Source organism: uncultured Roseobacter sp., assembly GCF_947499265.1.
In the GTDB taxonomy this organism is placed as follows: Bacteria; Pseudomonadota; Alphaproteobacteria; order Rhodobacterales; family Rhodobacteraceae; genus Roseobacter.
The window spans coordinates 51,442-74,895 of sequence record NZ_CANMNK010000007.1; the positions used below are offsets into that span (position 1 = coordinate 51,442).

Below are 23,454 nucleotides of genomic sequence, written 5' to 3' on the forward strand. Positions count from 1 at the left end.
GGCCTTTCGCACCCTGTCCGCAATGACCTGCGCCGGGTGATTTCCATGATCCCGCACCACGCGCACCCCTTCTCCAACCGATAGGCCCGCTTGAAATGCAAACGACCTTTACCCCTGAGCAGCTCAAAGACCCCGGCATCCAGCGCAGCAATGAAATCCTGCGGACCTGTGTGCACTGCGGTTTTTGCACCGCGACCTGTCCGACCTATCAGGTGCTGGGAGATGAACTCGACAGCCCGAGGGGGCGCATCTACCTGATCAAGGACATGCTGGAAAATGACCGTGATCCGGATGCGAAAACCGTCAAACATATTGATCGGTGCCTCAGTTGCCTGGCTTGTATGACGACCTGCCCGTCGGGAGTGCATTACATGCATCTGGTGGACCACGCGCGTGACTACATCGAACAGCGCTACAAGCGGCCCTTCAGTGACCGCGCCTTGCGCTGGATATTGGCGCGAATTTTGCCTTACCCAATGCGGTTTCGTCTGGCATTGGTGGGGGCCAAGCTGGGGCGGCCCTTTGCGCGGTTGATGCCCGATGCGCGGTTGCGCGCGATGCTGGAGATGGCACCAAAGAAAATCCCCCCCGTCAGCCGCAATGATGATCCACAGAGCTTTGCGCCCGAAACGCCCCGCAAGAAGCGGGTGGCGCTGATGACGGGCTGTGCGCAAAAGGCGCTGAACACGGATATCAACGATGCCACAATCCGTCTGTTGACGCGGTTGGGATGTGAGGTGGTCGTGGCCGAAGGCGCAGGCTGTTGCGGGGCCTTGACCCACCACATGGGCAAAACCACCGAAAGCCACGCGACCGCCGCGAAAAACATCAAGGCCTGGGCGCGCGAAATGGATGGTGATGGTCTTGATGCAATTGTGATCAACACCAGCGGCTGTGGCACCACGGTCAAAGACTACGGGCACATGTTCCGCAACGAAGCGCTGGCTGAGGATGCCGCGCGGGTTTCGGCGATTGCCATGGATGTCTCCGAGCTTTTGATGCAGCTTGATCTGCCAGAGGGAGAAGATCAGCGTATGGTCGTCGCCTACCACGCCGCGTGTTCCCTACAGCATGGGCAGCAGATCAAGACCTACCCCAAGGATCTTTTGAAACGTGCGGGGTATACCATCGTTGAACCTGCCGATCCTCACCTGTGTTGCGGCTCTGCGGGAACTTACAACCTGATGCAGCCAGAGATTTCCAAGAAGCTGAAAGACCGCAAGGTGCGCACGTTGGAGGCCAAGAACCCGGATGTGATCGCCGCAGGCAACATCGGTTGCATGATGCAGATCGGATCGGGGACGCATCTGCCGATCGTGCACACTGTTGAACTGCTGGATTGGGCAACAGGTGGGCCGCAACCTCCCGCTTTGATGGACGGGTTCGACCCTAGGTCTGAAATCCCCATGCTTCGTTGACCCCTCATTAACCAAAAAGCCGCCTATCTGGCCCGCGCCGCCCTATTTCTGCCGCATCTGATCCGTAGCCTCGTCAGATCAGATGCGAAGGAAGTATTTTGTGAAAAAGTGGTTGGTTTTGTTCTTTTTGGCCGCGGTCTCCACAACAGGTGTGGTCGCTCAGGAAGGCCGCCTGAAGTCGCTGGAAGACGGGAACGACGCGAGCCCCTGGGAGGCGGTTGGCCGTCTGGACATCGGCGGCAAAGGGTTTTGCACGGGCGCCCTGATCAGCCCGGATCTGGTGCTGACGGCCGCGCATTGCCTCTTTGACAAAGCCACCGGCACCCGGATCAATCACGAAACGGTCGAATTCCTGGCGGGCTGGCGCAACGGCCGCGCCTCCGCCTACCGCAATGTGCGCCGCGCTGTGGTGCATCCCGATTATACCTATGCCGAAGATGTCTCGTCCGCGCGCGTCCGCAACGACATCGCACTGCTTGAATTGGCGCGGCCCATTCGCAACACCACCATCGAACCCTTTGATACCGCGCCGCGCCCCAGAAAAGGGGATCGTGTGGGCGTGGTGAGTTATGCGCACGACCGCTCCGAAGCGCCATCTCTGCAGGAACTTTGCACCGTGTTGGCGCGGCAGCAGGGGGTGCTTGTCACGTCCTGCTCCGTGGATTTCGGCTCTTCCGGCGCGCCGATTTTCGTCTTCGCCGAGGGCAAGGCCCAAATCGTCTCCGTGGTGTCCGCCAAGGCCGAAATGAATGGCACCAACGTGTCGCTCGGCACCGCATTAGGCGCGCCTTTGGAATTCCTGCGTGAAGAGCTTGCGGCGGGTAAAGGCACGTTTCAGGCCAGCGCACCCCTCGCGGCGCGCATCGGTGTCGGTGAAGGGCGCAACACCTCCGGCGCCAAATTCGTCAAGCCGATGAACTGATCTGATATGCGTATCTTGCTTTCCCTGATCACCGCCCTTTTTCTGGCCGCGCCGAGCAGCGTCGCAGCACAGGCGCGCACGTCTCTCACCGGATTGGGCGGGGCGAACGAAGCATTGGCCTGGCAGGCGGTCGGGCGGCTGGACGCGGATCAAACCGGCTTTTGCACGGCGACCCTGATCGCGCCGGAACTGGTGTTGACCGCGGCGCATTGTGTCTATTCGTCCAAAACCAACCAATTGCTGAAAGCAGAGGACCTCACGTTTCGGGCAGGATTGCGCAAGGGCAAATCCGTGGCTGAACGCAAAGTGGCACAGATCGAAGCGCATCCCGGATACGATCCCAAGCAGGGCGTGACAGCCAAGAACGTGCGATACGATGTTGCGTTGCTGCGCCTTGCCGAACCGATCCCCACACATGTGCTGGATCCCTTCATCGTGCATAACGCGGAACTGTCCAAGGGCCCGGTCAGCGTTGTATCTTATGGCCGAGGCCGCGCGGAGCTACCGTCACGTCAGAGCGTTTGTCGCATGTATGAGGAATATCGCGGCGTGATCTTCATGGATTGCGATGTGACATTTGGCTCCTCAGGCGCGCCGGTTTTCAGCCATAAAAACGGTCGGGGACAGATCGTTTCGGTCATTTCCAGTATCGGCGTCAGCCAGGGTAAACGCGTGACTTATGGCATGGTTTTGCCACCTCTGGTCGCGGATCTCAAACGCCAGATGCGCGCCAACGCAACGCAACCCGTGGCCGCGGCCCGCAGGATCAGAATCGGCAATGGCCAAAGCAATCGGGTGAACTCGGGCGGCGCCAAATTCGTCCGTCCCGGAGGGTCTTGAAAGCCCCAAATCCATCCCCACATTAGAGCTGTTCGGGGTGCCTGATGAGGGCCCCGGCATAAACCATTGTCGGTTGCGTCCAAGAGGAGCAGCTGACGCGTAATCGCTCAAATAGAGGATAACACTATGCGTACTTATGATTTTGCACCACTTTACCGCGCCACCGTCGGCTTTGATCAAATCGCCGACCTGATGGACAGAGTGCTGACCACCGAAGGCACGCAGCCTTCCTATCCGCCCTACAACATCGAAAAACTGGACGATGATGCCTATCGCATTTCGATCGCCGTTGCCGGTTTTTCGGATGCCGATCTGTCGGTTGAAGTCCGCGAGAACGCCTTGATTGTCTCGGCAAAGAAAGCCGATGAGGACGCGACACGCAGCTATCTGCATCGTGGCATTGCGACCCGTGCGTTTGAACGCCGGTTCCATCTGGCCGATCACGTGCAGGTCACCGGCGCGGCCCATGTCGACGGCATGCTGAACATCGATCTGGTACGGGAAGTGCCCGAAGCGCTGAAACCACGCCAAATTGCGATTTCATCGGCCAAACGGATCGAAAAAGACGTGGTTGACGCGAAATCCGTCAACTAACCCTCACGACCTCGCTGAAGGGAAGGCCCGGGCATCGCTCGGGCCTTTTTGCTTCAGTCTTTCGGGAAATTTCTAAATCCGGCGTCTACCAGATCGTGAATATAGGGTCGCGCAACGTCGGGTCCGATCATGGCGATGTTGGGTCGGCAAGCCAGCGAGACCAGACCGTGCACCGAGGCCCAAAGTAGCAGGAAGAACTGCCTGTGGCGGGTGTTCTCAGGATCCCCGCCGCCAGCGGTCACCAGCATTTCCAGCAAACCCTCCTGCAGGTTTTGTGTTTTGAGATCGAGCTGCAGATCGGAATCGCGTTCAAAGAGCATCCACCACCGACGCGGCTCAGCTATGGCAAAATCGAAATAGGCCTCGCCGATGGCAATGACCCGGGCGCGGTTGTCATCGGGGGCGGCGGCCACCGCGGCACGCAGGTTTTCCGAGAGTCTTTCGGCGCAACGTGTATTGACCGCGCGCACCACCCCGTTGAGGTCCCCAAACGCGTTGTAGAGCGATCCGACAGAAATCTTCAGCTCTTGTGCAAGGCCACGTGCGTGAAGCGCATCGCCCCCTTTTTCAAGGACGATGCGCTCCGCCAGTTCCGTGGCCTTTTCGCGGATTTCAGCAAGATTGCGGTCGCGCCTGGACAGTTTTTGTTCCGTGTTCATGACCCGATTTCTTGTGGTATCAGGCTGTGGTTGTCAATTTCAGAACCGCTCCGCCTGATGCGGTGTGTAGCGGTAGATCTGATCCGACAGGTCATTTTCCGCCATGAACCGCGCGATTGAGCCGAATGTTGCGGTGCCGATTTGCGCACCGTGATCGGCGGTGGTCAGCGCCGCAGATGCCGCTGGCGCAAAGAGACGCTTGAGGCCGCCGATTTTCACGGGTTGCGGGTCAAAATGTGCCGCGATATTGGCCTTGATCTGCGCCTGATCCGTGGTGCCGTAGAGGCTCGCCATCAGCACATCAAGCGTGTGTTCGGTGCAGTTTTGAAACTGCGGTGTCATTGGATTGGCAAGCACCGAATAGCTGGCGTTGTGCAGCGACACATAGGTCGGGCTGGCGATCACCTGCAGCAGTTTCTTTTGCAGTCTCGGGTCGGGGATGATGACACCTGCGTCCAGTTCAAAGACACCGGCGAAGAAGTCCGCGGGGCTGTCCTGCACCAACCGGCTTTGGGAATCGTCGTCTGCCAGCTGGTAAAGGTTATAGACCCGGTAGCCTTTGTCGGTTGTGCCATCTGCACGCTGGATGGTCGAGTAGACCCAATAGGCGACGTGGGTGTAGTCGATCCCGCCGGGCAGGGTTTCGGGGTCCCGCCCAACGCGCCCGACGATGGCCACATGGGCCCCTCGGGCGGCGAGGTCCTGTTGCAGCGTGGTGGCGAAGACCAGAACTTCGGCGCGGGGCAGGACGGGTTGCGCGTCTTCGGCGCTGCCGGCCCAGGAAAGGGACGGCAGCAGCAATGTCAGCGCGATGGCAAAGAGGGTCAGAAAACGTTTCATATCGAGGTCTCCCGGAAATTTGTCGTTAGTCCAATGTGGGCGCCGCGTTGGGCATCACGGTGATGTTGATGGTCTGTTGCGGGCGGCTTGCGTGACCGATGTCAGCGCCCAGGTCGATGGCGCTGGTGCCAATCTCTTCCAGGGCAGACCCTGTCAGGGCGATGGCGGATCCCACGGCAACAATCGGTACCGAAGCAACAGTCGCCGCGCCCGAAGAGACGGCAGCGCCCCCGTGGCTCGCGGCTTCACCACTGTGATAGGCGGCCTCAGCGGAGTGCTGACCACTGGGGCCTGCAAAGGCGGCGGTTGCGGAAACAGCCATGGTCAGACCGATGAGAGCAGAGCGAATAAACATTGTTGTTTTCCTTTTGTGAACATTGTTCATAACAAATAGGAGGGCGCAGTGATTCCGTCAACATATTTTTTGAACAACGTTCACAAAAATCGGAAATTCATTGTGGTGCGATGTGGAATGTTCATGAAAATAGGGGCTGGACACAAAAAAAGAGCCGCAAAAATGCGGCTCCTTTGGTCGATGTCGCTGCTTTCAGACTGACATGCAGATGTATTTCATTTCCAGATAGTCTTCGATGCCGTGGTGCGAGCCTTCGCGCCCGAGCCCGGATTGCTTCACCCCGCCGAAGGGGCCGAGCTCGGTTGAGATGATGCCGGTGTTCACGCCGACAATCCCATATTCCAGCGCCTCGGCGACTTTGTACACGCGGCTGAGATCTTTGGCGTAGAAATACGAGGCCAGACCAAAGATCGTGTCGTTGGCCATGGCGATGACTTCGTCTTCATCCTCGAATTTGAAGAGCGGAGCGAGCGGGCCGAAGGTCTCTTCGGTGGCGACCTTCATGTCCTGCGTGACCCCTGTGACCACGGTGGGCTCAAAGAAGGTGCCCCCCATCTCATGAGCTTTGCCGCCCGTCAGGATCGCGCCGCCGTTGTTCACGACGTCGTCCATATGCTCTTTCACCTTCTCGACCGCGTCCTGGTTGATCAGGGGACCGGTGGTCACACCTTCTTCGAGACCGTCGCCGACTTTCAGGTTTTCGACGGCGACCTTCAGCTTGGCGGCAAAAGCGTCATAGACCCCGGCCTGCACGTAGATGCGGTTGGCGCAAACGCAGGTCTGGCCATTGTTGCGGAATTTGCAGAGCATCGCGCCTTCGACGGCTGCATCCAGATCGGCGTCATCAAAGACAATAAAGGGCGCATTACCACCAAGCTCCATGGAGCATTTCATGACCTGATCGGCGGCCTGCTTCATCAGGATGCGCCCGACTTCGGTTGAGCCGGTGAAGGTCAGTTTGCGCACGGCAGGGTTTTCGCAGAACTCCTTGCCCACTGCGGAGGACGAGGAGGAGGGCACCACGTTGAACACCCCCGCCGGAATGCCGGCGCGTTCCGCCAACACGCCCATGACAAGGGCAGAGAGCGGCGTTTCGGCCGCAGGACGCGCCACGAAGGAGCAGCCAACCGCAAGGGCAGGGGCGGCCTTGCGCGTGATCATCGCATTGGGGAAGTTCCACGGCGTGATCGACGCGGCCACCCCGATGGGTTGTTTCAGCACGGTGATGCGTTTGTCGCGCTGATGACCGGGGATGGTCTCGCCATAGACGCGCTTGGCCTGCTCGCCCATGAATTCGATGAAGCTGGCGCCATAGGCGATCTCACCTTTGGCCTCCGCATGCGGTTTGCCCTGTTCGGCGGTCAGGATCGTGCCCAGATCGTCGGCATTCTCCATCATCAGGTCGAACCATTTGCGCATCACCGCCGCGCGTTCCTTGCCCGTCCAGGCGGCCCAATCTTTCTGCGCTTTTTCCGCTTGGGCAATCGCACCAGCCACCTGGGCACGGCTCAGATCAGCCACCTGGGCAATCACATCGCCCCGGGCGGGGTTGGTCACATCAAAGGTGCCGTCCTCCCCATCGACCCATTGCCCGCCGATGTAGGCGCGAGTTTCCAAAAGGGTGGGGTCTTTGAGCAGGGATTTGAGATCGGTGTTTAGAATATCTTTCATTTCGGGTCCTCCACGAAAATGGCTGTGGTTCTCAAATCAACTCTGAGTATGATTGTCCAGTTCCGATAAAGAGGGTGAAACAAATGATGCCATTGGACGATGCCTATGCGAATGCCGCCTACATAGAAGGGGCAGAAACATATCCGCCCAAATGGGCGGCGGCGGCATCGGCGTTTCGCCAGGGGTTGGGGCCGCGTGCCGAACTCGGCCTGTCTTACGGTCCGAGCGACCGTCAGGTGTTTGATTTCTTTAACGTCGAAGGTGTGTCGCGCGGGACGCTGATCTTTGTGCATGGCGGGTATTGGAAGGCTTTCGACCACAGCTATTGGTCTCATCTGGCAGCGGGTGCGATGGCATCGGGCTGGTCCGTGGCCCTGCCAGGTTACGATCTGTGTCCGCAGGTGCGCATCTCGGAGATCACGCGTCAGATTGCGATGGCGGTCACGAAAATCGCGGATCGCAGCGTTGATCCCATCGTGCTCGCGGGTCATTCGGCGGGGGGGCATCTGGTCTCCCGGATGATGGATCCGCTGGTATTGCCGGAGCCTGTGCGTCGCCGGATCGAGCGAGTTGCGCCGATTTCGCCCGTGGCTGACCTGGCCCCGCTGCTTGAGACATCGATGAATGAGATACTGAACCTGGACGCGGATGAGGTTACGGCCGAAAGCGTGACCAACATGGCCCCACCGCAAGAGGCGTTGGTGAAGATTTGGGTTGGCGGGGATGAACGCCCGGTGTTTCTCGAGCAGGCCGATGCGCAGGCGAAGGCTTGGGGCGTGGGGCAGGTAATTGTGCCGGGAAAGCACCATTTCGATGTGATTGAGGCGCTGGAAGAACCTGAAAGCGATCTGGTGCGGTTTCTGACCCGGCAATAGGCCTTGATCGCGGGCATGGAATCATCCAAGCATTCAACTGGCTGCGGGCGATGGCGTCGTCCGGTGGATGGCCATGATTTGTCCTGAACGCCGGGACCTTTCTGCATAAGGAGGGTCTGACATGACCACCCAGAAACACTCTGATCGCCCGGAAATCTACCGCTATCACAATGGTGAAAAATCGCCTTTGCCTTTTGCAGCGGCTGAATATGAGGCGCGCCTGACCGAGCTGCGGGAACGGATGGAGGCTGCCGGCGCCTCTGCGGCTGTCTTCACGTCGATGCATAATATCGCCTATTATTCCGGCTTCCTCTACTGCGCCTTCGGGCGGCCCTACGGTCTGGTTGTGACGGATAGGGATGCAGTCACCATCAGCGCGGGCATCGATGCAGGCCAGCCGTGGCGGCGCAGCTTTGCCGATAACATCACCTATACCGACTGGCAGCGCGACAATTTCTGGCGCGCTGTGGCCTCGGTGACCGGCAAGAATGCGATCATCGGCTATGAGGGCGACCACCTGACGCTGATGCAGCGCGACAAGCTGGAGGATTTCCTGAACCCGCTCACGATGGTGGACCTCTATGAGACCACGATGCGCCAGCGGATGCATAAATCCGACGCCGAGATCGCGCTGATCCGCCATGGTGCGCAGGTAGCGGATGTTGGCGGCTATGCGATCCGGGAGGTGATCAAACCGGGCGTGCGAGAGATCGAAGTGGCCATGGCCGGACGTGACGCAATGGAGCTGGAGATCGCAAAGCGGTTTCCGAATGCGGAATACCGCGATACCTGGGTCTGGTTCCAGTCGGGCCTGAATACCGATGGCGCGCATAACCCGGTTACGGGGCGGGTGCTGGAACGGGGCGATATTCTCTCTCTCAACGCCTTTCCGATGATTTCGGGATATTACACGGCGCTCGAACGCACGCTGTTTGTCGGGGAGGTGGATGCGGCGAGCCTGAAGATCTGGGAAGCGAATGTCGCGGCGCATGAATACGGCATGAGCCTGCTGAAACCGGGTGTGTCCTGTGCTGATGTCACCCATAAGATCAATGATTTCTTCGCCGAGCGCGACCTGCTGCGCTATCGCACCTTTGGCTACGGGCATTCCTTTGGCGTGCTGAGCCACTACTACGGGCGGGAGGCCGGGTTGGAACTGCGCGAGGACATCGACACGGTTCTGGAGCCGGGTATGGTGATCTCAATGGAACCGATGCTGACAATTGCGGCGGATCAACCGGGCGCGGGTGGCTACCGGGAGCATGACATTCTGGTGATCACCGAAGAGGGCCACGAGAACATCACCGGCTACCCCTATGGGCCTGGGTTTAACGTCGTGGGCTGACGGGCAGCGGCATAGGTTGTGGCGGCCCAGCCAACCGGACCGGTTTCGGGCAGGGCACGGCCGACCACAGACCTGATTGGACCTTTCCAACGGGTGCTACATTTGCGAAAGACCATGAGAAACTTGCGCAGGCGGGGCATGTAAATTGCGTTCACATACCCTATCTAATAGCACAGGCGCATAAACCGGGAGATGGGCATGTTCGCACTGGCACGATTGCTGGTCATTGGCTTCGTCGTTTTGACGATCATCTATGTCTGTCTCTCCTTCTATTCACGCGCGGTCAGACGCGGTAAACTCGAAGCAGAGTGGGACGCGGCGCGGGGTCCGGGCAACCGCGAGAGCTTTGTGCGCGCTGGATTGCAAGACTATGACAGCTCGCTGCGGCGTAAGCTGATCCTCGGGGTCTACGTCATTCCGACCATTGCGGTTGGCCTGCTGATCTATTTTACGAATTTCGCCTGAGAAAGGGCCTGTCATGTTTTACGTTAAATGGGGTTTCATCGCTGTCATCTGGACGCTGATCGTGGCGGTGTTCCATTACACGCTGCCTCAGGTCGATATTGTACGTGTGACAGACACCTATGAAAAACGGATTGATCCCGGTGAAAACCGCCTGTTCTGGGCGCAGGCTGATGCAGGGTCAAATCCAAACGCTACCAGCCGTGATGTGTTCTTTATCCAGACCCGCCGGGCCGACAATCGGGTGATGGTCTATCGCAACGAAGACACGGGCTGGGGCTGGCCGCCCTATTTCAAGTTCGACACTTCCAACCTGCAGGCCGAAGCGGCAGATGCGAAATCAACAGCCGCCGACCCGCAGTACATTGCCATTCGTCACTATGGATGGCGGTTGGAGTTTTTCTCGATTTTCCCCAATGCCATTTCGGTCTGGCCGGTGGAGGGGCCGGAGGCCAGCAAGCCTTTGCCCTGGTTGAACACGCTGATCCTGTTGTTTTTCGGCGCAATTTTCTATGGCATTTGGGTACGCTGGCGGCGTTTCCGCGAGGCGCGGATCGACCCGAAACTGGAAGAAATTCAGGACAGCTGGGAAGCCGCCGAGGACAACATGGCCGAAAAACGCAGCCGGTTCCGCCGGTGGTGGGCCGCCAAGCGCCGCGGATACTAGGCTTTTGCCAGCATCCGCCCCAACGCACGCCCGCCCAGAATGTGCACGTGCAGATGCGGCACTTCCTGCACGCCGTCCGCCCCGGCATTTGAGATCATACGAAACCCATCGCCGGCGGCGAGGGTGACGCCTTCCATGCGGCACACCTCGCCGATGGCGCGGGTGTAATCGACAATCTCCGCCTCCGATGCCTCAGCGGCAAAGTGGTCGTAACTGATATAGGGTCCTTTGGGGATCACCAGCACATGTGTGGGCGCCTGCGGATAAAGATCGCGGAAGGCAAGGCTGTGGTCCGTTTCCAGCACAGTCGTATTCGGAATTTCGCCGCGCAGGATCTTGGCGAAGATGTTCTGATCATCGTAGGCGTAGCTCATATAGGCTCCTCAATCGGCAAACAGATGCGGGTTGCCTGCAATCTCGCGCGCGGCATCGGGCGAGATTGACAGGAATTCGGCCAGCGCCTGCGCATTGTCATCCATGTCACCGGATTCACGAATGCGGCTGTAGTTTTTGAAATCCGCATCGCGAATGCGGTCGCTTTCGAAGATCATGTCGTTGCGAATGGTCGGCAGCAGGCGTTCGAGCGTCTCAGACGAGGTCTGCTCGCCTGCCAGCCCGACACGCATGGCGTGCCCGATCAGATAATCATCGGTGAAACTACACTCGATCTCGAGCAGTCGGGTCACGGATCTGTCGGCGGCGAAATCCTGCAGCAGCTCGATGTTGCCGGGATCCATGCAGACGATCATGCGGTCCGTCTCGTAGAAATCAAACAGCATCCGCATCAAGGCGCGCCGGTGGCGCGTGCGTTTTTCCAGCGAGGTCTGGATGCCGCCAAGGTCGGGCAGGGGCGTGTCTTCTTCGTTAAAGAGATATTCGACCGCAGGCACATTTGTCGTCTGTCTGATCCGCTCCAACACGCGTTTGGCCACGTGCCATTTCTTGCAGACCACAACCAGCAATTCGCGTTCGCGGCCAAGGGTCGATTCCGTTTCCCAGAACCGCGAAGCAAAGCGGCGACCGATCCGGCCCCGACCCGTCAGGAACTTGAACAGACTGGGACCTTCTCCCGAAATCTGGAAATGCACGCCCGATGCCGCATAGAGCAGTCCAAGGCGACGTTTGAGATCCCGTGCTTCGGGGCTGATCTTGCGGGCAAAAAGGTAGTCCTGACTGATCAGCATGTCGTAGTGATCGTTATAGAACGTCACCGGCATCCCATAATCCGTGAACATCAGGAAGGTCAGGGTGCGGCTGCGGATCTCCGGTTCAGGCACAAGATGGGGCACGATGGTCTGAAAGAAGGTCTCGTCCGGGATCCAGGTGGTCGAAAAAAATCGCATCACGTCGCGGCGTTCTTTGATGAAAGCCAGCACCTTTTCCACGGTTTCTCGGCGCAGGCACCACCATTGGCTGCCGATCCTGATCTGGATGTCGTCGGGCAGGGTGCGCTGCAGTTTCAACCGGCGTTGCAGCTCCATCGAGGCGTAGAAAAGCGGCTTGTTTTTGCGCTCGTTAAAGAAGTGGCGGTAGATCAACCGCTCCTCCTTCATACCGGTCTTGATCCAGTCACTTTCGAAATAATCGAAGTTTTCAATGAAATCCGCATCGTTTTCACCAAGAAACTGATGCGTATATTCGGCGGTCTTGATGGCCATGCAATCGCCCGACAGCATGTAGAAATGCGTCGCGCGCGGATAGGCCTCGACCGCCGCCTGCACCGCGTTCAGAGTGGCCTGAACCAGGGACCACTCGCCCCAGCCGCATTTCACGCGGCGTTTGACGAAGGTTACATTTGCGTTCCCATTCAAGGCCTTGCGGATTTTGTCGTAGTGATCGGGGTTGGCGCGCGCATCAAAATGGACCGCCATGTAGTCGCCTGCCGCGGTCAAGCGCTCCGCTTGCCGGATGATGGCATCGGGATCTTTATGGCACAAAAGGATAAAGGCGATCTTTGCCACGATGAAACTGGTCTGCTCTTTTTTCTGCCACTCTATACTTTGATAAGCATGAAGGCGCATTGAATAAACTGTATTTTTTTGCTTTTTTCGCAACCAACACGTGCTGCGTTCCCAAACGCGCCGGTCGAGCAGGAGTACGACAGATGGGTTTTCCCGGAACCTGGATGACCACAAGTCAAAGCATGGTGTACCGTGTGGTGCCCAAATGTGCCTGCTCCACCATTGGTCAGATCATGTATTATTCCGACCACGGAGAGTTCTTTGAGGGCGACATTCACGATGCAAAAGAGGGGCTGCACAAATGGGCGCTGGAGGACAGCCAGGCACCGATCACCGACAATGTGCAACAGCACAAATCCTATGCTTTCACCTGCGTGCGCAATCCTTACACGCGGATTCTAAGCTCCTTCTTTGACAAGATTTGCGGGATTCAACGCAACGGCAAGCGGTATCGCGGCAATCTGGTGCCCCAGCTGGCACAAAAATACGGGATCGACGTGGGGGGCGACGACGGTGAGGGCGCGTTTGATCAGATCGCTTCGTTCAGGCGGTTTTTGCTGTTCGCGCGGGACACCATAAAGTTCCGCAAACCCATGGACCCGGATATCCACTGGTCCGCCATGTCCGGTCATGTCAGCACCTTTATCGTGAATGGCGGGACCTATGACAAAATAGTCTGGACGGAGCAGTTCAATGACGGGATGCAGGATGTTCTAAAAGCCATTGAGACACCTTTCCCGATCACGCTGGACAAGGTGCCGAGGTTCAATGAGAGCGAAGGGCACGGCCCCAAACGTATCCATGCGGTCGAGGATTATTTCGACGATCTGTCGATGCATCTGGTCTATGAGATTTACAAACGCGATTTCGAACTATTCAAATATGACTTTGAAAATCCGGGCAACAAGCTGCCCCTCAGCGAGATCGACCTCGACGAAGTGCACGCCAAGCTGGGCGACTGATCACAGCCTCAGGAACCGCTGAACGGCCCCAACACACTGGTGCGGTGATCGACCTGGAAGATGTGATTGTAGAGCTGTGCCACCCATTGCTTGCCCTCCATCGTCTGTTCCAGGTGCCCCAGTGCCGGCCCGATGAGCGGCTGCACCTGTGACCAGAAAAAATCGGGGAATTTCTCCATCAGGTCCACCGCGCTTTCATAGCCCAACTGCTCGGCCATGCCGGTTTCCTGAAATTCCAGGAACAGCGCACCGATTTTGCGGTGATAAAACGGATCGGCCATCTGCCCAATCAGATCGGCGGCACGCACCAGCGCAGGTTCGCTCGAGGTGGAGTGATAATAGGGGTCGTCGGGGACCGGAAATCGCGTGTAGTCCACGGCCGTTGCTATTCGTTCTTCGTCAATCAGAACCGATTCTGAAAATCGCTTGCGCGCGTACATCATACCCCGGTCGACATGGTAGGGCGCAAGGAAGGCATCCGAGCCACCGCGCGGCGGTGTGATTGTATTTCCCTCAGCGTCGATCACAACCGTCGATCCTTTATCACCTTCGCAAATGTCGCGCAGGTACCCGATGTCATGGACCAGCAGAGAGATGATATAGTGCAGCCAGTCACGCGGCTGGATGGCCTCGGTCACCAGTCTGCCGCGCATGATCTGTTGGCCGACCAGTGTGACCATAATGGTGTGTTCCGCGTTGTGATAGAGCGCGTCAGAATTTGCGAGACGTTCGAGGACCATCTTGGCGCAGCCATTGATGTAGGCGGCATATTCGGGGTCGCGACCCGAGAAATACTGGAGAAACGTCTCCGACAGATGTTCGCCGAAAGAAGACGCCAGCGTTGCCGTCGGATTAAACATCGGGAGCTCCCGGTCAATTGTCGTTAGATCGTCATACAACATTTTATTGTGAACGCCTAATGGGAGAGTGTCACGATCAGAAAACACGTTTTGGGTGCTGTCCTTTGCTGTTGAGACCGGGCCAACTTGCGCCTTCACGCGTCTGGGATTACATCACCAAGTATGGCCCAGGTAAAATCTGCATCAAAGTCCGATCCCAACTACAAAGTCGTGGCCGAAAACCGGCGTGCGCGCTTTGACTATGCGATCGAGGAAGACATCGAATGCGGGATCATTCTGGAAGGATCAGAAGTGAAGTCGCTGCGGATGGGCGGGGCGAATATCGCGGAGAGCTATGCTGCGGTCGAGGAGGGGGAACTGTGGTTGGTCAACAGCTACATCGCCCCCTACAAGCAAGCGAAAACCTTCCAGCACGATGAACGGCGCCGCCGCAAATTACTGGTCTCGCGCAAGCAGCTGTCGGACTTCTGGAATGCGACTCAACGCAAAGGCATGACATTGGTGCCGCTGGTGCTTTACTTCAATCACCGGGGCATGGCGAAGATCAAAATCGGCGTCGCCAAAGGTAAAAAGCTGCACGACAAACGGGAGACGGCGGCCAAGCGGGACTGGTCGCGTCAGAAGTCGCGGCTGATGAAGGATCACGGCTAGGAAAAACCCGCTCTGGCGCTGCTCAGATCCGCCGGAAACGGGCGTCTTGTCATGCGGGCTGCTGGCCATCGCTGCGCAAGTGGACTTGATACCAAAGCCCGTGGGCGGTACCCAGAGTTTGATTTGCACCGCCGGGAGACTCGCATGGCTGATGATCCAAAAACACTGGTGTCCACCGCATGGTTGGCCCAACACCTGAAAGATCCCGATTTGCGGATTTTGGATGCCTCCTGGTATCTGCCCGAAGCGGGCCGCGATGCGCGCGCCGAATACGATGCGGGGCACATTCCGGGCACCCGGTTTTTCGACATTGACGAGATTTCGGATCACCGCTCCGATCTGCCGCATATGGCGCCGCCCGTTGAGAAATTCATGTCGCGTCTGCGCGCGATGGGCGTGGGAGATGGGCATCAGGTTGTGGTCTACGATGGGGCCGGGCTGCTGTCGGCCGCCCGCGTCTGGTGGCTTTTCCGTCTGATGGGGCAGGAAAACGTGGCCGTGCTGGACGGTGGATTTCCCAAATGGCAAGCGGAGGGGCATCCGGTGGAGGACATGCCACCGATCATCCGCGACCGTCACATGACCGTGCGGATGCAGAACCAGTTGGTGCGCGATGTCACGCAGGTCTCCTCTGCGTCCAAGCTTGGCGATCATGTGATCGTTGACGCCCGCGCCGCCCTGCGGTTTCGTGGAGAAGCGCCGGAGCCGCGTGATGGGCTGCGCGCCGGTCACATCCCGGGGTCGCGCAACGTGCCCTATGCGGACCTGCTGAACGCTGACAAGACGATGAAAGACCCCGAGGCCTGCCGCGCGATCTTTGACGCCGCTGGTGTTGATTTGACGATGCCCATCATCACTTCCTGTGGGTCCGGCGTGACCGCGGCCATTCTGGCACTGGCGCTGGAACGTCTGGGCCATGCGCATTGGTCGCTTTATGATGGATCCTGGGCCGAATGGGGCATGTTTCCCACGGTACCTGTCGCAACCGGAGACGCTTGATGTTTGAAACCCTGGAAAAACGACCTGCCGATGGCATTCTTGCCCTGATGCAGATGTACAAGGACGACCCGCGCCAGACCAAGATTGATCTGGGCGTAGGGGTCTACAAGGATGCAACGGGCCTGACACCCGTGATGCGTGCGATCAAAACCGCAGAGCAACAGCTTTGGGAACAGGAAAACACCAAGGTCTACACCGGACTGGCGGGCGATCCTGCGTTTTCGGACGCGATGATTAAGCTTGTCTTGTCCGACGCCGTGGCGCGCGACACCATCGCAGCGGTCGCAACGCCGGGCGGCACAGGTGCCGTGCGGCAGGCCTTTGAACTGATCCAAATGGCGCGACCTGAGGCGCGGGTTTTCGTATCCGACCCAACCTGGCCAAACCACATTTCGATTCTGGGGTATCTTGGCATCGAGGTGGTGCGGTACCGGTACTTTGACGATGAAAGCCGCGGTGTCGATTTCGATGGCATGATGGAAGACCTGCGGCAGGCCAAGGCGGGCGATGTCGTGCTGCTGCACGGCTGTTGTCATAACCCGACGGGTGCAAACCTGAACATGACGGAATGGCAGGCGGTTGTGGAGGTGTTGAACGACACCGGTGCCGTGCCGATGATCGATATTGCGTATCAGGGGTTCGGAGATGGTCTGGAGGAAGATGCAGCGGCAACGCGTCTGGTTGCCGCGTCGGTGCCGGAGTGCCTGATTGCCGCCAGCTGCTCGAAGAACTTCGGCATTTACCGCGAAAGGACCGGCCTGTTGATGGCGGTGAGCCAGAATGCGGAGGCCCGCAAGCTGCATCAGGACACGCTGGCGTTTCTGAACCGGCAGAATTTTTCTTTCCCGCCGGATCATGGGGCGCGGTTGGTGACGATGATTCTGAACGATGAGGCGCTGCGCAAAGACTGGATGGCTGAGGTTGAAGAGGTGCGCAGCAGCATGCTGGGCTTGCGGACCCAATTGGCCAATGAGTTGCAGCGCCTGTCCGGATCTGACCGGTTTGGTTTTATTGCGCAGCACCGGGGGATGTTTTCCCGACTGGGTACGACCCCGCAAAAGGTCGAGGAGATGCGGGAGAAAAACGGCATTTACATGGTGGCGGACAGTCGCATGAACATTGCGGGGCTGAACGCCGAAACCGTGCCGATTCTGGCCAAGGCGATCATCGACGCGGGTGTCTGATGTTCGGCGCGGAGGGTAAGAGGTATTGGCCTCCGGCGGGGATACTTAGTGCCAAAAGAATGTGGGGCCGCATGGCTGTTTGCAAAAGAAAGCCCGGGCGCGAAGGCCCGGGCTTTTTAGTTTGTTCTGAAAGGGCTTATCCCTTGGAGAAGTCCGGATAGGCTTCCATACCTAGTTCGCTGGTGTCGAGTCCGTTTATCTCAGCCTCTTCGCTGACGCGAATACCCATGGTGGCCTTCAGGATGGACCAGACGATGAGGCTGGCCACGAAGGTGAAGACACCGTAGCCAATGATCCCCATCAATTGCGTACCGAGGCTGGCGTCGCCGTAGAAGATGACGGCGATGGTGCCCCAGATGCCCGCCAGAAGGTGAACGGGGATTGCGCCAACCACATCGTCGATCTTGAACTTGTCCAGCATCGGGACTGCGAAGACCACGATCACGCCACCAATGGCGCCAATCCAGAGCGCGCCGAAGAGCGTGGGCGCCAGGGGTTCGGCGGTGATGGAGACGAGGCCCGCAAGCGCGCCGTTGAGCACCATGGTCAGATCGACTTTCTTGTACATGACCTGCGTCAGGATCAGAGCTGTTACAGCACCGGCAGCCGCCGCCATATTGGTGTTGGCGAAGATGCGCGAGACGTCGGACACATCACCGACAGTGCCCATCGCAAGCTGCGAGCCACCGTTGAAACCGAACCAGCCGAGCCACAGGATGAACGTCCCCAGGGTCGCCAGCGCCAGGTTGGAGCCGGGCATCGGGTTCACGCGGCCGTCCTTGTACTTGCCCAGACGCGGACCAAGCACGATGGCACCGGCCAGAGCGGCCCAACCGCCAACCGAGTGCACGACGGTGGAACCGGCGAAGTCGGAGAAGCCTGCTTCGGACAGCCAGCCGCCACCCCACTGCCAGGAGCCGGAGATCGGATACATGACGCCTGTGAGGATGATCACGAAGACCAGGAATGGCCAGAGCTTGATCCGCTCGGCCAGTGCACCTGACACAATCGATGCTGTGGCGGCGACAAAGACCAGCTGGAAGAAGAAGTCCGACCCGATGGAGGCATAATCCAGTGCTGCATCCGCAGCCGCAACACCGACTGGGTCAAGCGTTGTTGTGGAGAAGAATGGGCCCACCCAACCGGCAATGATCCAGCCGTCGCCAGGGTACATCAGGTTGAAACCGATGAGCCAATACATTATCGCGGCAAACGAATAGAGCGCGATGTTCTTGGTCAGCTGCATGGTCACGTTCTTGGACCGCACGAGGCCCGCTTCGAGCATCGCGAAGCCTGCGGCCATGAAGAAGACCAGGAAGCCAGCCACGAGGAACAGGAGCGTTGTCATGATATACGGGCCGATTTCATCGAAGCCCGGTGCCGCGTCCTGTGCGAGAGCCAGCGTCGGCAGCGCGGTGAGCGCCGCTGCGATGGCGAATGTTTTGAGGTTTTTCATAAGTCTTATCCCTAAGCTACAGCGGCTTCACAGCGCGTCTTCGTTGGTTTCGCCGGTACGGACGCGAACGGCCTGATCGACACTCAGAACGAAAATCTTGCCGTCGCCGATTTTTCCTGTGTGCGCGGTCTTGGTGATCGTTTCGACCACCTGATCAACGGCGCTTGCCGCCACGACGATCTCGATTTTGACCTTCGGCACGAAATTCACCGCGTATTCAGCGCCGCGATAGATTTCGGTGTGACCTGACTGTGAGCCAAAACCTTTGATTTCGGTTACCATCATGCCGCGCACTCCGGCTTCGGTCAGTGCTTCACGCACCTCCTCCAGCTTGAACGGCTTGATTGTTGCAATGATGAGTTTCACCTCGTGTCCCCTTAACTTGGCAGAGTTCTCTGCAATGGTTGCGCCTGAAGAAAACGTCATCGGGTCGTGAACATGAAAGTTTCGGGGGGTAGTTCTCGGGAGAAACCGAAGTGAGTTGATCAATTATTAGGCGTTTCGAAAAAATCGCTTAATAATTAATCAAACAAATAATGATCTTTCGTACTGCCACCACCTCAACAATTCCGTCCAGCCGGGGTAAGCTGCACAAAACAACACTGGGCCGGGCAGGTTCTTCATGAGTGATTCACGTAAAGGCAGGCGGCCACTGGTCGCGGATAAGCGCTACGGTGCGCAACCGAAAAAGGCGCGCAAACCCAAAGCCAAGCCGAAAGCAAAACCGCGCAAGACCGCGCGGCGTCGCACGCCAGCGAAGAAGCGCGGCGGTATCATCGGCTTCTTTCAACGCATCATCCGCTGGATCTTGCGTCTGATCTGGCGTGTGACCTGGCGGATCGGCGCGGTCGTTTGCCTGATGCTGGGGCTGATGGTTGGATACTACTATACCACGCTGCCAGACGTGACCGAGCTATTGGATGCGCGTGCGCGCGGATCCGTGACCATGCTGGACGATGCCGGGCAGGTTTTTGCCTGGCGCGGTGATCAGTTCGGTGGCGTTGTAACCGCAGATACGGTCTCGCCACATCTGCGCAACGCGATTGTTGCGACCGAAGACAAGCGGTTCTACCGTCACTTCGGCCTCAGCCCGCGGGGCATTGCAAGTGCCGTGCGCATCAACCTCAGCGAGGGGCGCGGTCCCCTATCCGGGCACGGCGGGTCCACGATTACGCAGCAGGTGGCCAAGCTCCTGTGCCTCGGAGTGCCGTTCGATCCGACGGTTCAGTCCGAAGCGGAATACGAGGCGGAGTGTCGTCGCGGTACGATCAAACGCAAGGCGTCCGAGGCCATCTACGCGCTGGCGATGGAGGCGAAATACTCCAAGGACGACATCCTGACGATCTACATGAACCGTGCCTTTCTGGGCGCGGGCGCGCGTGGGTTCGAAGCGGCGAGCCAGCGATATTTCGGTAAGTCAGCCGCAAATGTGAACCCGGCTGAGGCTGCGATGCTTGCGGGGCTTCTGGTGGCCCCTACACGCTTCGCCCCGACGAATGACCTCACGCGGTCGCAGGGGCGGGCGGCAACGATTGTTCGCCTGATGAATGAACAAGGTTATCTGTCGGACGCTGAAGCCCGCGATGCTCAAAGCAAACCTGCGCAGTTGTCACAGGCGGCCGAAGCGCGGGCGGGCGGGTATTTTGCCGATTGGGTGATGTCATCAGGGCCGGAATTCTTCACCCGGAAGACCACCGAAGATGTGATCATCAGAACCACCCTGGATCAACGCATTCAGCGCGCCGCGGATGAGGCCATGCAATGGGTGTTCGAGAACAAGATCCGCGACGGCAGCAAAGCACAGGCCGCCATCGTTGTGATGTCTGCCGACGGCGCGGTGCGCGCGATGGTGGGCGGGCGCAAGACCAAGGTCGCGGGGGCATTTAACCGCGCGGTTCAGGCGAAACGCCAGACCGGCTCAGCTTTCAAGCCGTTCGTTTATGCGGCAGCCCTTGATCTGGGGTATTCCCCGAATGACACGGTTGTAGACGAACCGCTGACCATTAATATCCCCGGGTCGGGCCCCTGGTCGCCGCGCAACTACACCAACAGGTTTTATGGCAAGGTGTCCTTGACCCAGGCCTTGCAGGACAGCCTGAACATTCCAGCGGTCAAGGTTTCTGAATTCGTGGGCCGAGATCTCGTGCGGCAGGTTGCCAGCGAATTCGGCCTGCAGAGCGATCTTGCCGCGGGGCCGGCACTGGCGCTGGGCGCGTCCGAAAGCACGCTGATCGAAATGACCGGGGCCTATGCGGGCATTCTGAACGGTGGATCGTCGGTTGTCCCTTACGGTCTCGTCGAGCTTCGGCTTTTGGGCGACGATGAGCCGTTGATGGGGACCGGCGGCGGCATTGGTGAGCGGGTGGTGCAGGAACCGGCGGCGCGGCAGCTCATCTACATGATGGAGAGGGTGGTCTCAGAAGGCACCGGCAAGCGCGCGCAGTTCGGCGGGCGTCAGCTGGCGGGGAAAACCGGCACGACGCAGGCCGCACGCGACGCCTGGTTTGTCGGGTTCTCTGCGGACTACGTGGCCGGGGTCTGGATGGGATATGACGACAACACTCCCTTGACCGGCGTCACAGGCGCGGGTCTGCCTGCCGACATCTGGCGTGAGACCATGATGCGCGTGCATGAAGGTGTGCCGCTCAAGCCTTTGCCCCTGATGTTGCCCTCACAATCAGGGGAGGTCCGCGAACCGTCTGGGGGCCAACAGGGCGGCGGTGCGGTCGGAGTTCTGGAAGGTCTATTGCGCGATATTCTGGGCGGTGGCGGCGGGTCCGGAAATACGCCGCCAAATGCCAATGGCGGCGATCGCTAGATCGGGTTCAGCCCTTCTCGGAACACCTTAAACATCGGGTCCCGAGAAAGGCGTTGAAATCTTGATTTCAAGCAGCCTTGGGGGACCCGAGTTGTTCGGGAGGTGCCTTAGCCCGCTTTCTTAAGGTCCGCGATCATCGCGTTGATGTCGCCGCCCCGGCGGTCGAGCATCGAGCCGATCTCGCTCCGTTCTGTCAGGAGCAAGTTGACGCCTTCGATGAAGATGTTGAAAAACTTGTTTCTGCCGGATTTGTCGGAGACATGGAAGGAGACCTCAAAAGGTCCGTCGCCGCGCAGATAGGCCAGCGTGTTGATTTCATAGCCAGCCTTGATCTGACGCGCGGATTGCACCTCGACACGGCCGCCGATGAAATCACGGAACTGCTTGCCGTACTTCCGGGCGATATAGCCGGTAAAGGCATCATTGAACGCACGCTTTTGCGACGCAGACGCGGAGCGGCCATCCGCCCCCAGTGCGTATTGCGCCATGATGTTGACGTCCGCGTAGCGCACGAAGAGCTTTTCGAACTCGCGCAGGACGGCGCTGTCGGACTGACCGGAACTGATGACCCGGTCAATGTCTGCGACAACCTCGTCCACGAGTTTACGGGCATCTGTTTCGGTCAAAGCAAGCGCGGGCTGCGCCGTCAGTAGAGCGAAAGCGGCGGTACTCAGGAAAAAATCTCTGCGGTTGAGATTACTCAGCATAGGGGTCCTCATATGGGTCTGCTGCAAATGGGTCGACGTCTTCGCGGGCCTCCTGGCCCAATTCGAAACGGCGGTTCTGAAGGTAGATCAAACGAGACTGTGAATAGCTGTCGGTACTCTCGTAAAGCACCGAATCGATGGTGTCGCTGAACCGTTCCCGGTCGTTCAGGACGGCGCCACCCTTGGCGGTGGGCGGGATCAGCTCGGCATCGCCGTCGAGTGTGTTGTAGGTCAGCGGGTTAGTGAAGAAATCGACCACCAGACCAACCGTGTCACGCTGAGTGGAGGGTCCAAAGACCGGCAATTCGATGTAAGCGCCTTCGCCAACGCCCCAAACTGACAGGGTTTCCCCAAAATCAGTGTCATGGGCGGGGATCTTGAGCTCATCCGCCGCATCAAAGAAGCCACCGATCCCGATGGTCGTGTTCATCACGAAACGCAAGGTGGCAATACCGGTGCCGCGCAGGTCACCCTGCAACAGGCTGTTGATCGCAACGCCCGGCATGCCAAGGTTTTCAGAGAAATTGTTGACAGTATTCCGCATCTCAACGGGCACAACGCCGTAGCCCTGTGCCACTGGGCGGACCAGGTTTTTGTCCAGACCCTTGTTGAACGCGTGGACTTTGCGGTTCTGCGTCTCATAGGGATCGTTGATTCCATTGGAACGGGTGGCCACGTCCTGCGATGTGGCACAGGCGCTCAACGTCAGCGCAGCAACCAGAAGAACAGAGGGTCGCGCGAAAGCCTTGATTTTTAAGGAAAGAGACACTGGGATGATCCTGCAAAAACTGTGGAGAGGTAGGTAATTCTTTTTGTGAGGATGCCTAGGGGGCAACAGGTGGGTAATCGTATGATGTGGCAGATGCGCGACAGCGCAACTCTAACTTGATTGTGCGTATAACGTCCACAGCAACGGCCACAAGGTGAGACTTGTAAGCGGAAATGTGAGCGACGGGTAGGTGGAACCTGCCGCTCTTGACTAATCTCGACCACTTTCGCGTTGTAAGAGCGCGAAATTATATTTTATTTACAATAATTTAATCGGTTGGGTCGACGACACCTGCAGTCACGCATAACATAATTGCGGTTCGGCATAGCCAAGGTGGTTTGGCATTTGCGCAGATTGGTGAAGTGTGCAGAAGCTCAAATTGCACCCTTGACCGGAATGCGTCATTACTCGGCAGAATATCGCTTTGATCTTACTCAAA

At 58.4% G+C, this 23,454-nt stretch carries 24 protein-coding genes; 13 read left to right on the forward strand and 11 right to left on the reverse strand.

The window, feature by feature from the left end; translation table 11 throughout:
- Nucleotides 1-95: 95 nt before the first annotated feature.
- From glcF to Q1A63_RS18645, 4 genes are all read left to right on the forward strand, one after another.
- A complete protein-coding gene (glcF, locus tag Q1A63_RS18630; protein WP_298974438.1) occupies nt 96-1,418 on the forward strand; it encodes a glycolate oxidase subunit GlcF in 1,323 nt (440 codons plus the stop codon).
- A 100-nt stretch (nt 1,419-1,518) separates the two neighbouring features.
- Entirely contained in the window at nt 1,519-2,340 is an 822-nt protein-coding gene (locus Q1A63_RS18635; protein ID WP_298974439.1) for a trypsin-like serine protease, read from the forward strand.
- Nucleotides 2,341-2,346: 6 nt separating this feature from the next.
- Entirely contained in the window at nt 2,347-3,180 is an 834-nt protein-coding gene (locus tag Q1A63_RS18640) for a trypsin-like serine protease (protein ID WP_298974440.1), read from the forward strand.
- 126 nt (nt 3,181-3,306) lie between these two features.
- Entirely contained in the window at nt 3,307-3,774 is a 468-nt protein-coding gene (locus Q1A63_RS18645; RefSeq protein WP_298974441.1) for an Hsp20 family protein, read from the forward strand.
- Nucleotides 3,775-3,827: 53 nt separating this feature from the next.
- On the opposite strand, the gene Q1A63_RS18650 is transcribed toward Q1A63_RS18645, so the two are convergent.
- The 4 genes from Q1A63_RS18650 to Q1A63_RS18665 form a co-directional block, all read right to left on the reverse strand.
- On the reverse strand, nt 3,828-4,433 hold the full coding sequence (locus tag Q1A63_RS18650; RefSeq protein WP_298974442.1) for a TetR/AcrR family transcriptional regulator: 606 nt from the start codon (nt 4,431-4,433) through the stop codon (nt 3,828-3,830).
- A gap of 39 nt (nt 4,434-4,472) precedes the next feature.
- Nucleotides 4,473-5,273: a DUF2145 domain-containing protein gene (locus Q1A63_RS18655; RefSeq protein ID WP_298974443.1), complete on the reverse strand. Its 801-nt coding sequence runs from the start codon at nt 5,271-5,273 to the stop codon at nt 4,473-4,475.
- 25 nt (nt 5,274-5,298) lie between these two features.
- Complete coding sequence (locus Q1A63_RS18660; RefSeq protein ID WP_298974444.1) at nt 5,299-5,628, reverse strand: hypothetical protein; 330 nt, start codon at nt 5,626-5,628, stop codon at nt 5,299-5,301.
- Between the two features lie 192 nt (nt 5,629-5,820).
- A complete protein-coding gene (locus Q1A63_RS18665; RefSeq protein WP_298974445.1) occupies nt 5,821-7,299 on the reverse strand; it encodes an NAD-dependent succinate-semialdehyde dehydrogenase in 1,479 nt (492 codons plus the stop codon).
- An 86-nt stretch (nt 7,300-7,385) separates the two neighbouring features.
- Between Q1A63_RS18665 and Q1A63_RS18670 the strand changes: the two genes are divergently transcribed.
- The 4 genes from Q1A63_RS18670 to Q1A63_RS18685 all read left to right on the forward strand — a co-directional run bounded on the left by Q1A63_RS18670 (nt 7,386) and on the right by Q1A63_RS18685 (nt 10,648).
- Complete coding sequence (locus Q1A63_RS18670; protein WP_298974995.1) at nt 7,386-8,174, forward strand: alpha/beta hydrolase; 789 nt, start codon at nt 7,386-7,388, stop codon at nt 8,172-8,174.
- Nucleotides 8,175-8,295: 121 nt separating this feature from the next.
- Entirely contained in the window at nt 8,296-9,519 is a 1,224-nt protein-coding gene (locus tag Q1A63_RS18675) for an aminopeptidase P family protein (protein ID WP_298974446.1), read from the forward strand.
- Nucleotides 9,520-9,717: 198 nt separating this feature from the next.
- Nucleotides 9,718-9,984 carry a hypothetical protein gene (locus Q1A63_RS18680; RefSeq protein WP_298974447.1) on the forward strand — a complete coding sequence of 89 codons (267 nt, stop codon included), beginning with the start codon at nt 9,718-9,720 and terminating at the stop codon, nt 9,982-9,984.
- Nucleotides 9,985-9,997: 13 nt separating this feature from the next.
- Complete coding sequence (locus Q1A63_RS18685; RefSeq protein WP_298974448.1) at nt 9,998-10,648, forward strand: DUF1523 family protein; 651 nt, start codon at nt 9,998-10,000, stop codon at nt 10,646-10,648.
- Here Q1A63_RS18685 and Q1A63_RS18690 read toward each other — a convergent pair.
- Both Q1A63_RS18690 and Q1A63_RS18695 read right to left on the reverse strand, forming a co-directional pair.
- A complete protein-coding gene (locus Q1A63_RS18690) occupies nt 10,645-11,022 on the reverse strand; it encodes a histidine triad nucleotide-binding protein (RefSeq protein WP_298974449.1) in 378 nt (125 codons plus the stop codon). The genes Q1A63_RS18685 and Q1A63_RS18690 overlap by 4 nt on opposite strands.
- 9 nt (nt 11,023-11,031) lie before the next feature.
- Complete coding sequence (locus tag Q1A63_RS18695) at nt 11,032-12,609, reverse strand: DUF5928 domain-containing protein (protein ID WP_298974996.1); 1,578 nt, start codon at nt 12,607-12,609, stop codon at nt 11,032-11,034.
- A 143-nt stretch (nt 12,610-12,752) separates the two neighbouring features.
- Here Q1A63_RS18695 and Q1A63_RS18700 point away from each other — a divergent pair, with 143 nt between their 5' ends.
- Complete coding sequence (locus Q1A63_RS18700) at nt 12,753-13,571, forward strand: sulfotransferase family protein (protein WP_298974450.1); 819 nt, start codon at nt 12,753-12,755, stop codon at nt 13,569-13,571.
- An 8-nt stretch (nt 13,572-13,579) separates the two neighbouring features.
- Here Q1A63_RS18700 and Q1A63_RS18705 read toward each other — a convergent pair whose 3' ends face one another.
- A complete protein-coding gene (locus Q1A63_RS18705; RefSeq protein WP_298974451.1) occupies nt 13,580-14,431 on the reverse strand; it encodes a hypothetical protein in 852 nt (283 codons plus the stop codon).
- Nucleotides 14,432-14,593: 162 nt separating this feature from the next.
- Here Q1A63_RS18705 and smpB point away from each other — a divergent pair, with 162 nt between their 5' ends.
- From smpB to Q1A63_RS18720, 3 genes are all read left to right on the forward strand, one after another.
- Nucleotides 14,594-15,082: an SsrA-binding protein SmpB gene (gene smpB, locus Q1A63_RS18710; RefSeq protein ID WP_298974452.1), complete on the forward strand. Its 489-nt coding sequence runs from the start codon at nt 14,594-14,596 to the stop codon at nt 15,080-15,082.
- Between the two features lie 144 nt (nt 15,083-15,226).
- Nucleotides 15,227-16,081 (forward strand): 3-mercaptopyruvate sulfurtransferase, encoded by an 855-nt coding sequence (gene sseA / locus Q1A63_RS18715; RefSeq protein WP_298974453.1) that lies wholly within the window; start codon nt 15,227-15,229, stop codon nt 16,079-16,081.
- On the forward strand, nt 16,081-17,265 hold the full coding sequence (locus Q1A63_RS18720; RefSeq protein WP_298974454.1) for an amino acid aminotransferase: 1,185 nt from the start codon (nt 16,081-16,083) through the stop codon (nt 17,263-17,265). The genes sseA and Q1A63_RS18720 overlap by 1 nt, the downstream gene beginning before the upstream one ends.
- A 136-nt stretch (nt 17,266-17,401) precedes the next feature.
- Here the strand turns inward: Q1A63_RS18720 and Q1A63_RS18725 are convergent, their stop codons facing one another.
- Both Q1A63_RS18725 and Q1A63_RS18730 read right to left on the reverse strand, forming a co-directional pair.
- Nucleotides 17,402-18,721, reverse strand: coding sequence for an ammonium transporter (locus Q1A63_RS18725; protein WP_298974456.1), 1,320 nt, complete (start codon nt 18,719-18,721; stop codon nt 17,402-17,404).
- Between the two features lie 27 nt (nt 18,722-18,748).
- Nucleotides 18,749-19,087 (reverse strand): P-II family nitrogen regulator, encoded by a 339-nt coding sequence (locus Q1A63_RS18730; RefSeq protein WP_298974997.1) that lies wholly within the window; start codon nt 19,085-19,087, stop codon nt 18,749-18,751.
- Between the two features lie 256 nt (nt 19,088-19,343).
- Between Q1A63_RS18730 and Q1A63_RS18735 the strand changes: the two genes are divergently transcribed.
- Nucleotides 19,344-21,539 (forward strand): PBP1A family penicillin-binding protein, encoded by a 2,196-nt coding sequence (locus Q1A63_RS18735; protein WP_298974458.1) that lies wholly within the window; start codon nt 19,344-19,346, stop codon nt 21,537-21,539.
- 107 nt (nt 21,540-21,646) lie between these two features.
- Here the strand turns inward: Q1A63_RS18735 and Q1A63_RS18740 are convergent, their stop codons facing one another.
- Nucleotides 21,647-22,246, reverse strand: coding sequence for a phospholipid-binding protein MlaC (locus tag Q1A63_RS18740; protein ID WP_298974459.1), 600 nt, complete (start codon nt 22,244-22,246; stop codon nt 21,647-21,649).
- Entirely contained in the window at nt 22,236-23,015 is a 780-nt protein-coding gene (locus tag Q1A63_RS18745) for a VacJ family lipoprotein (protein ID WP_298974460.1), read from the reverse strand. Before Q1A63_RS18745 ends, Q1A63_RS18740 begins: the two co-directional genes overlap by 11 nt.
- Nucleotides 23,016-23,454: the final 439 nt, after the last annotated feature.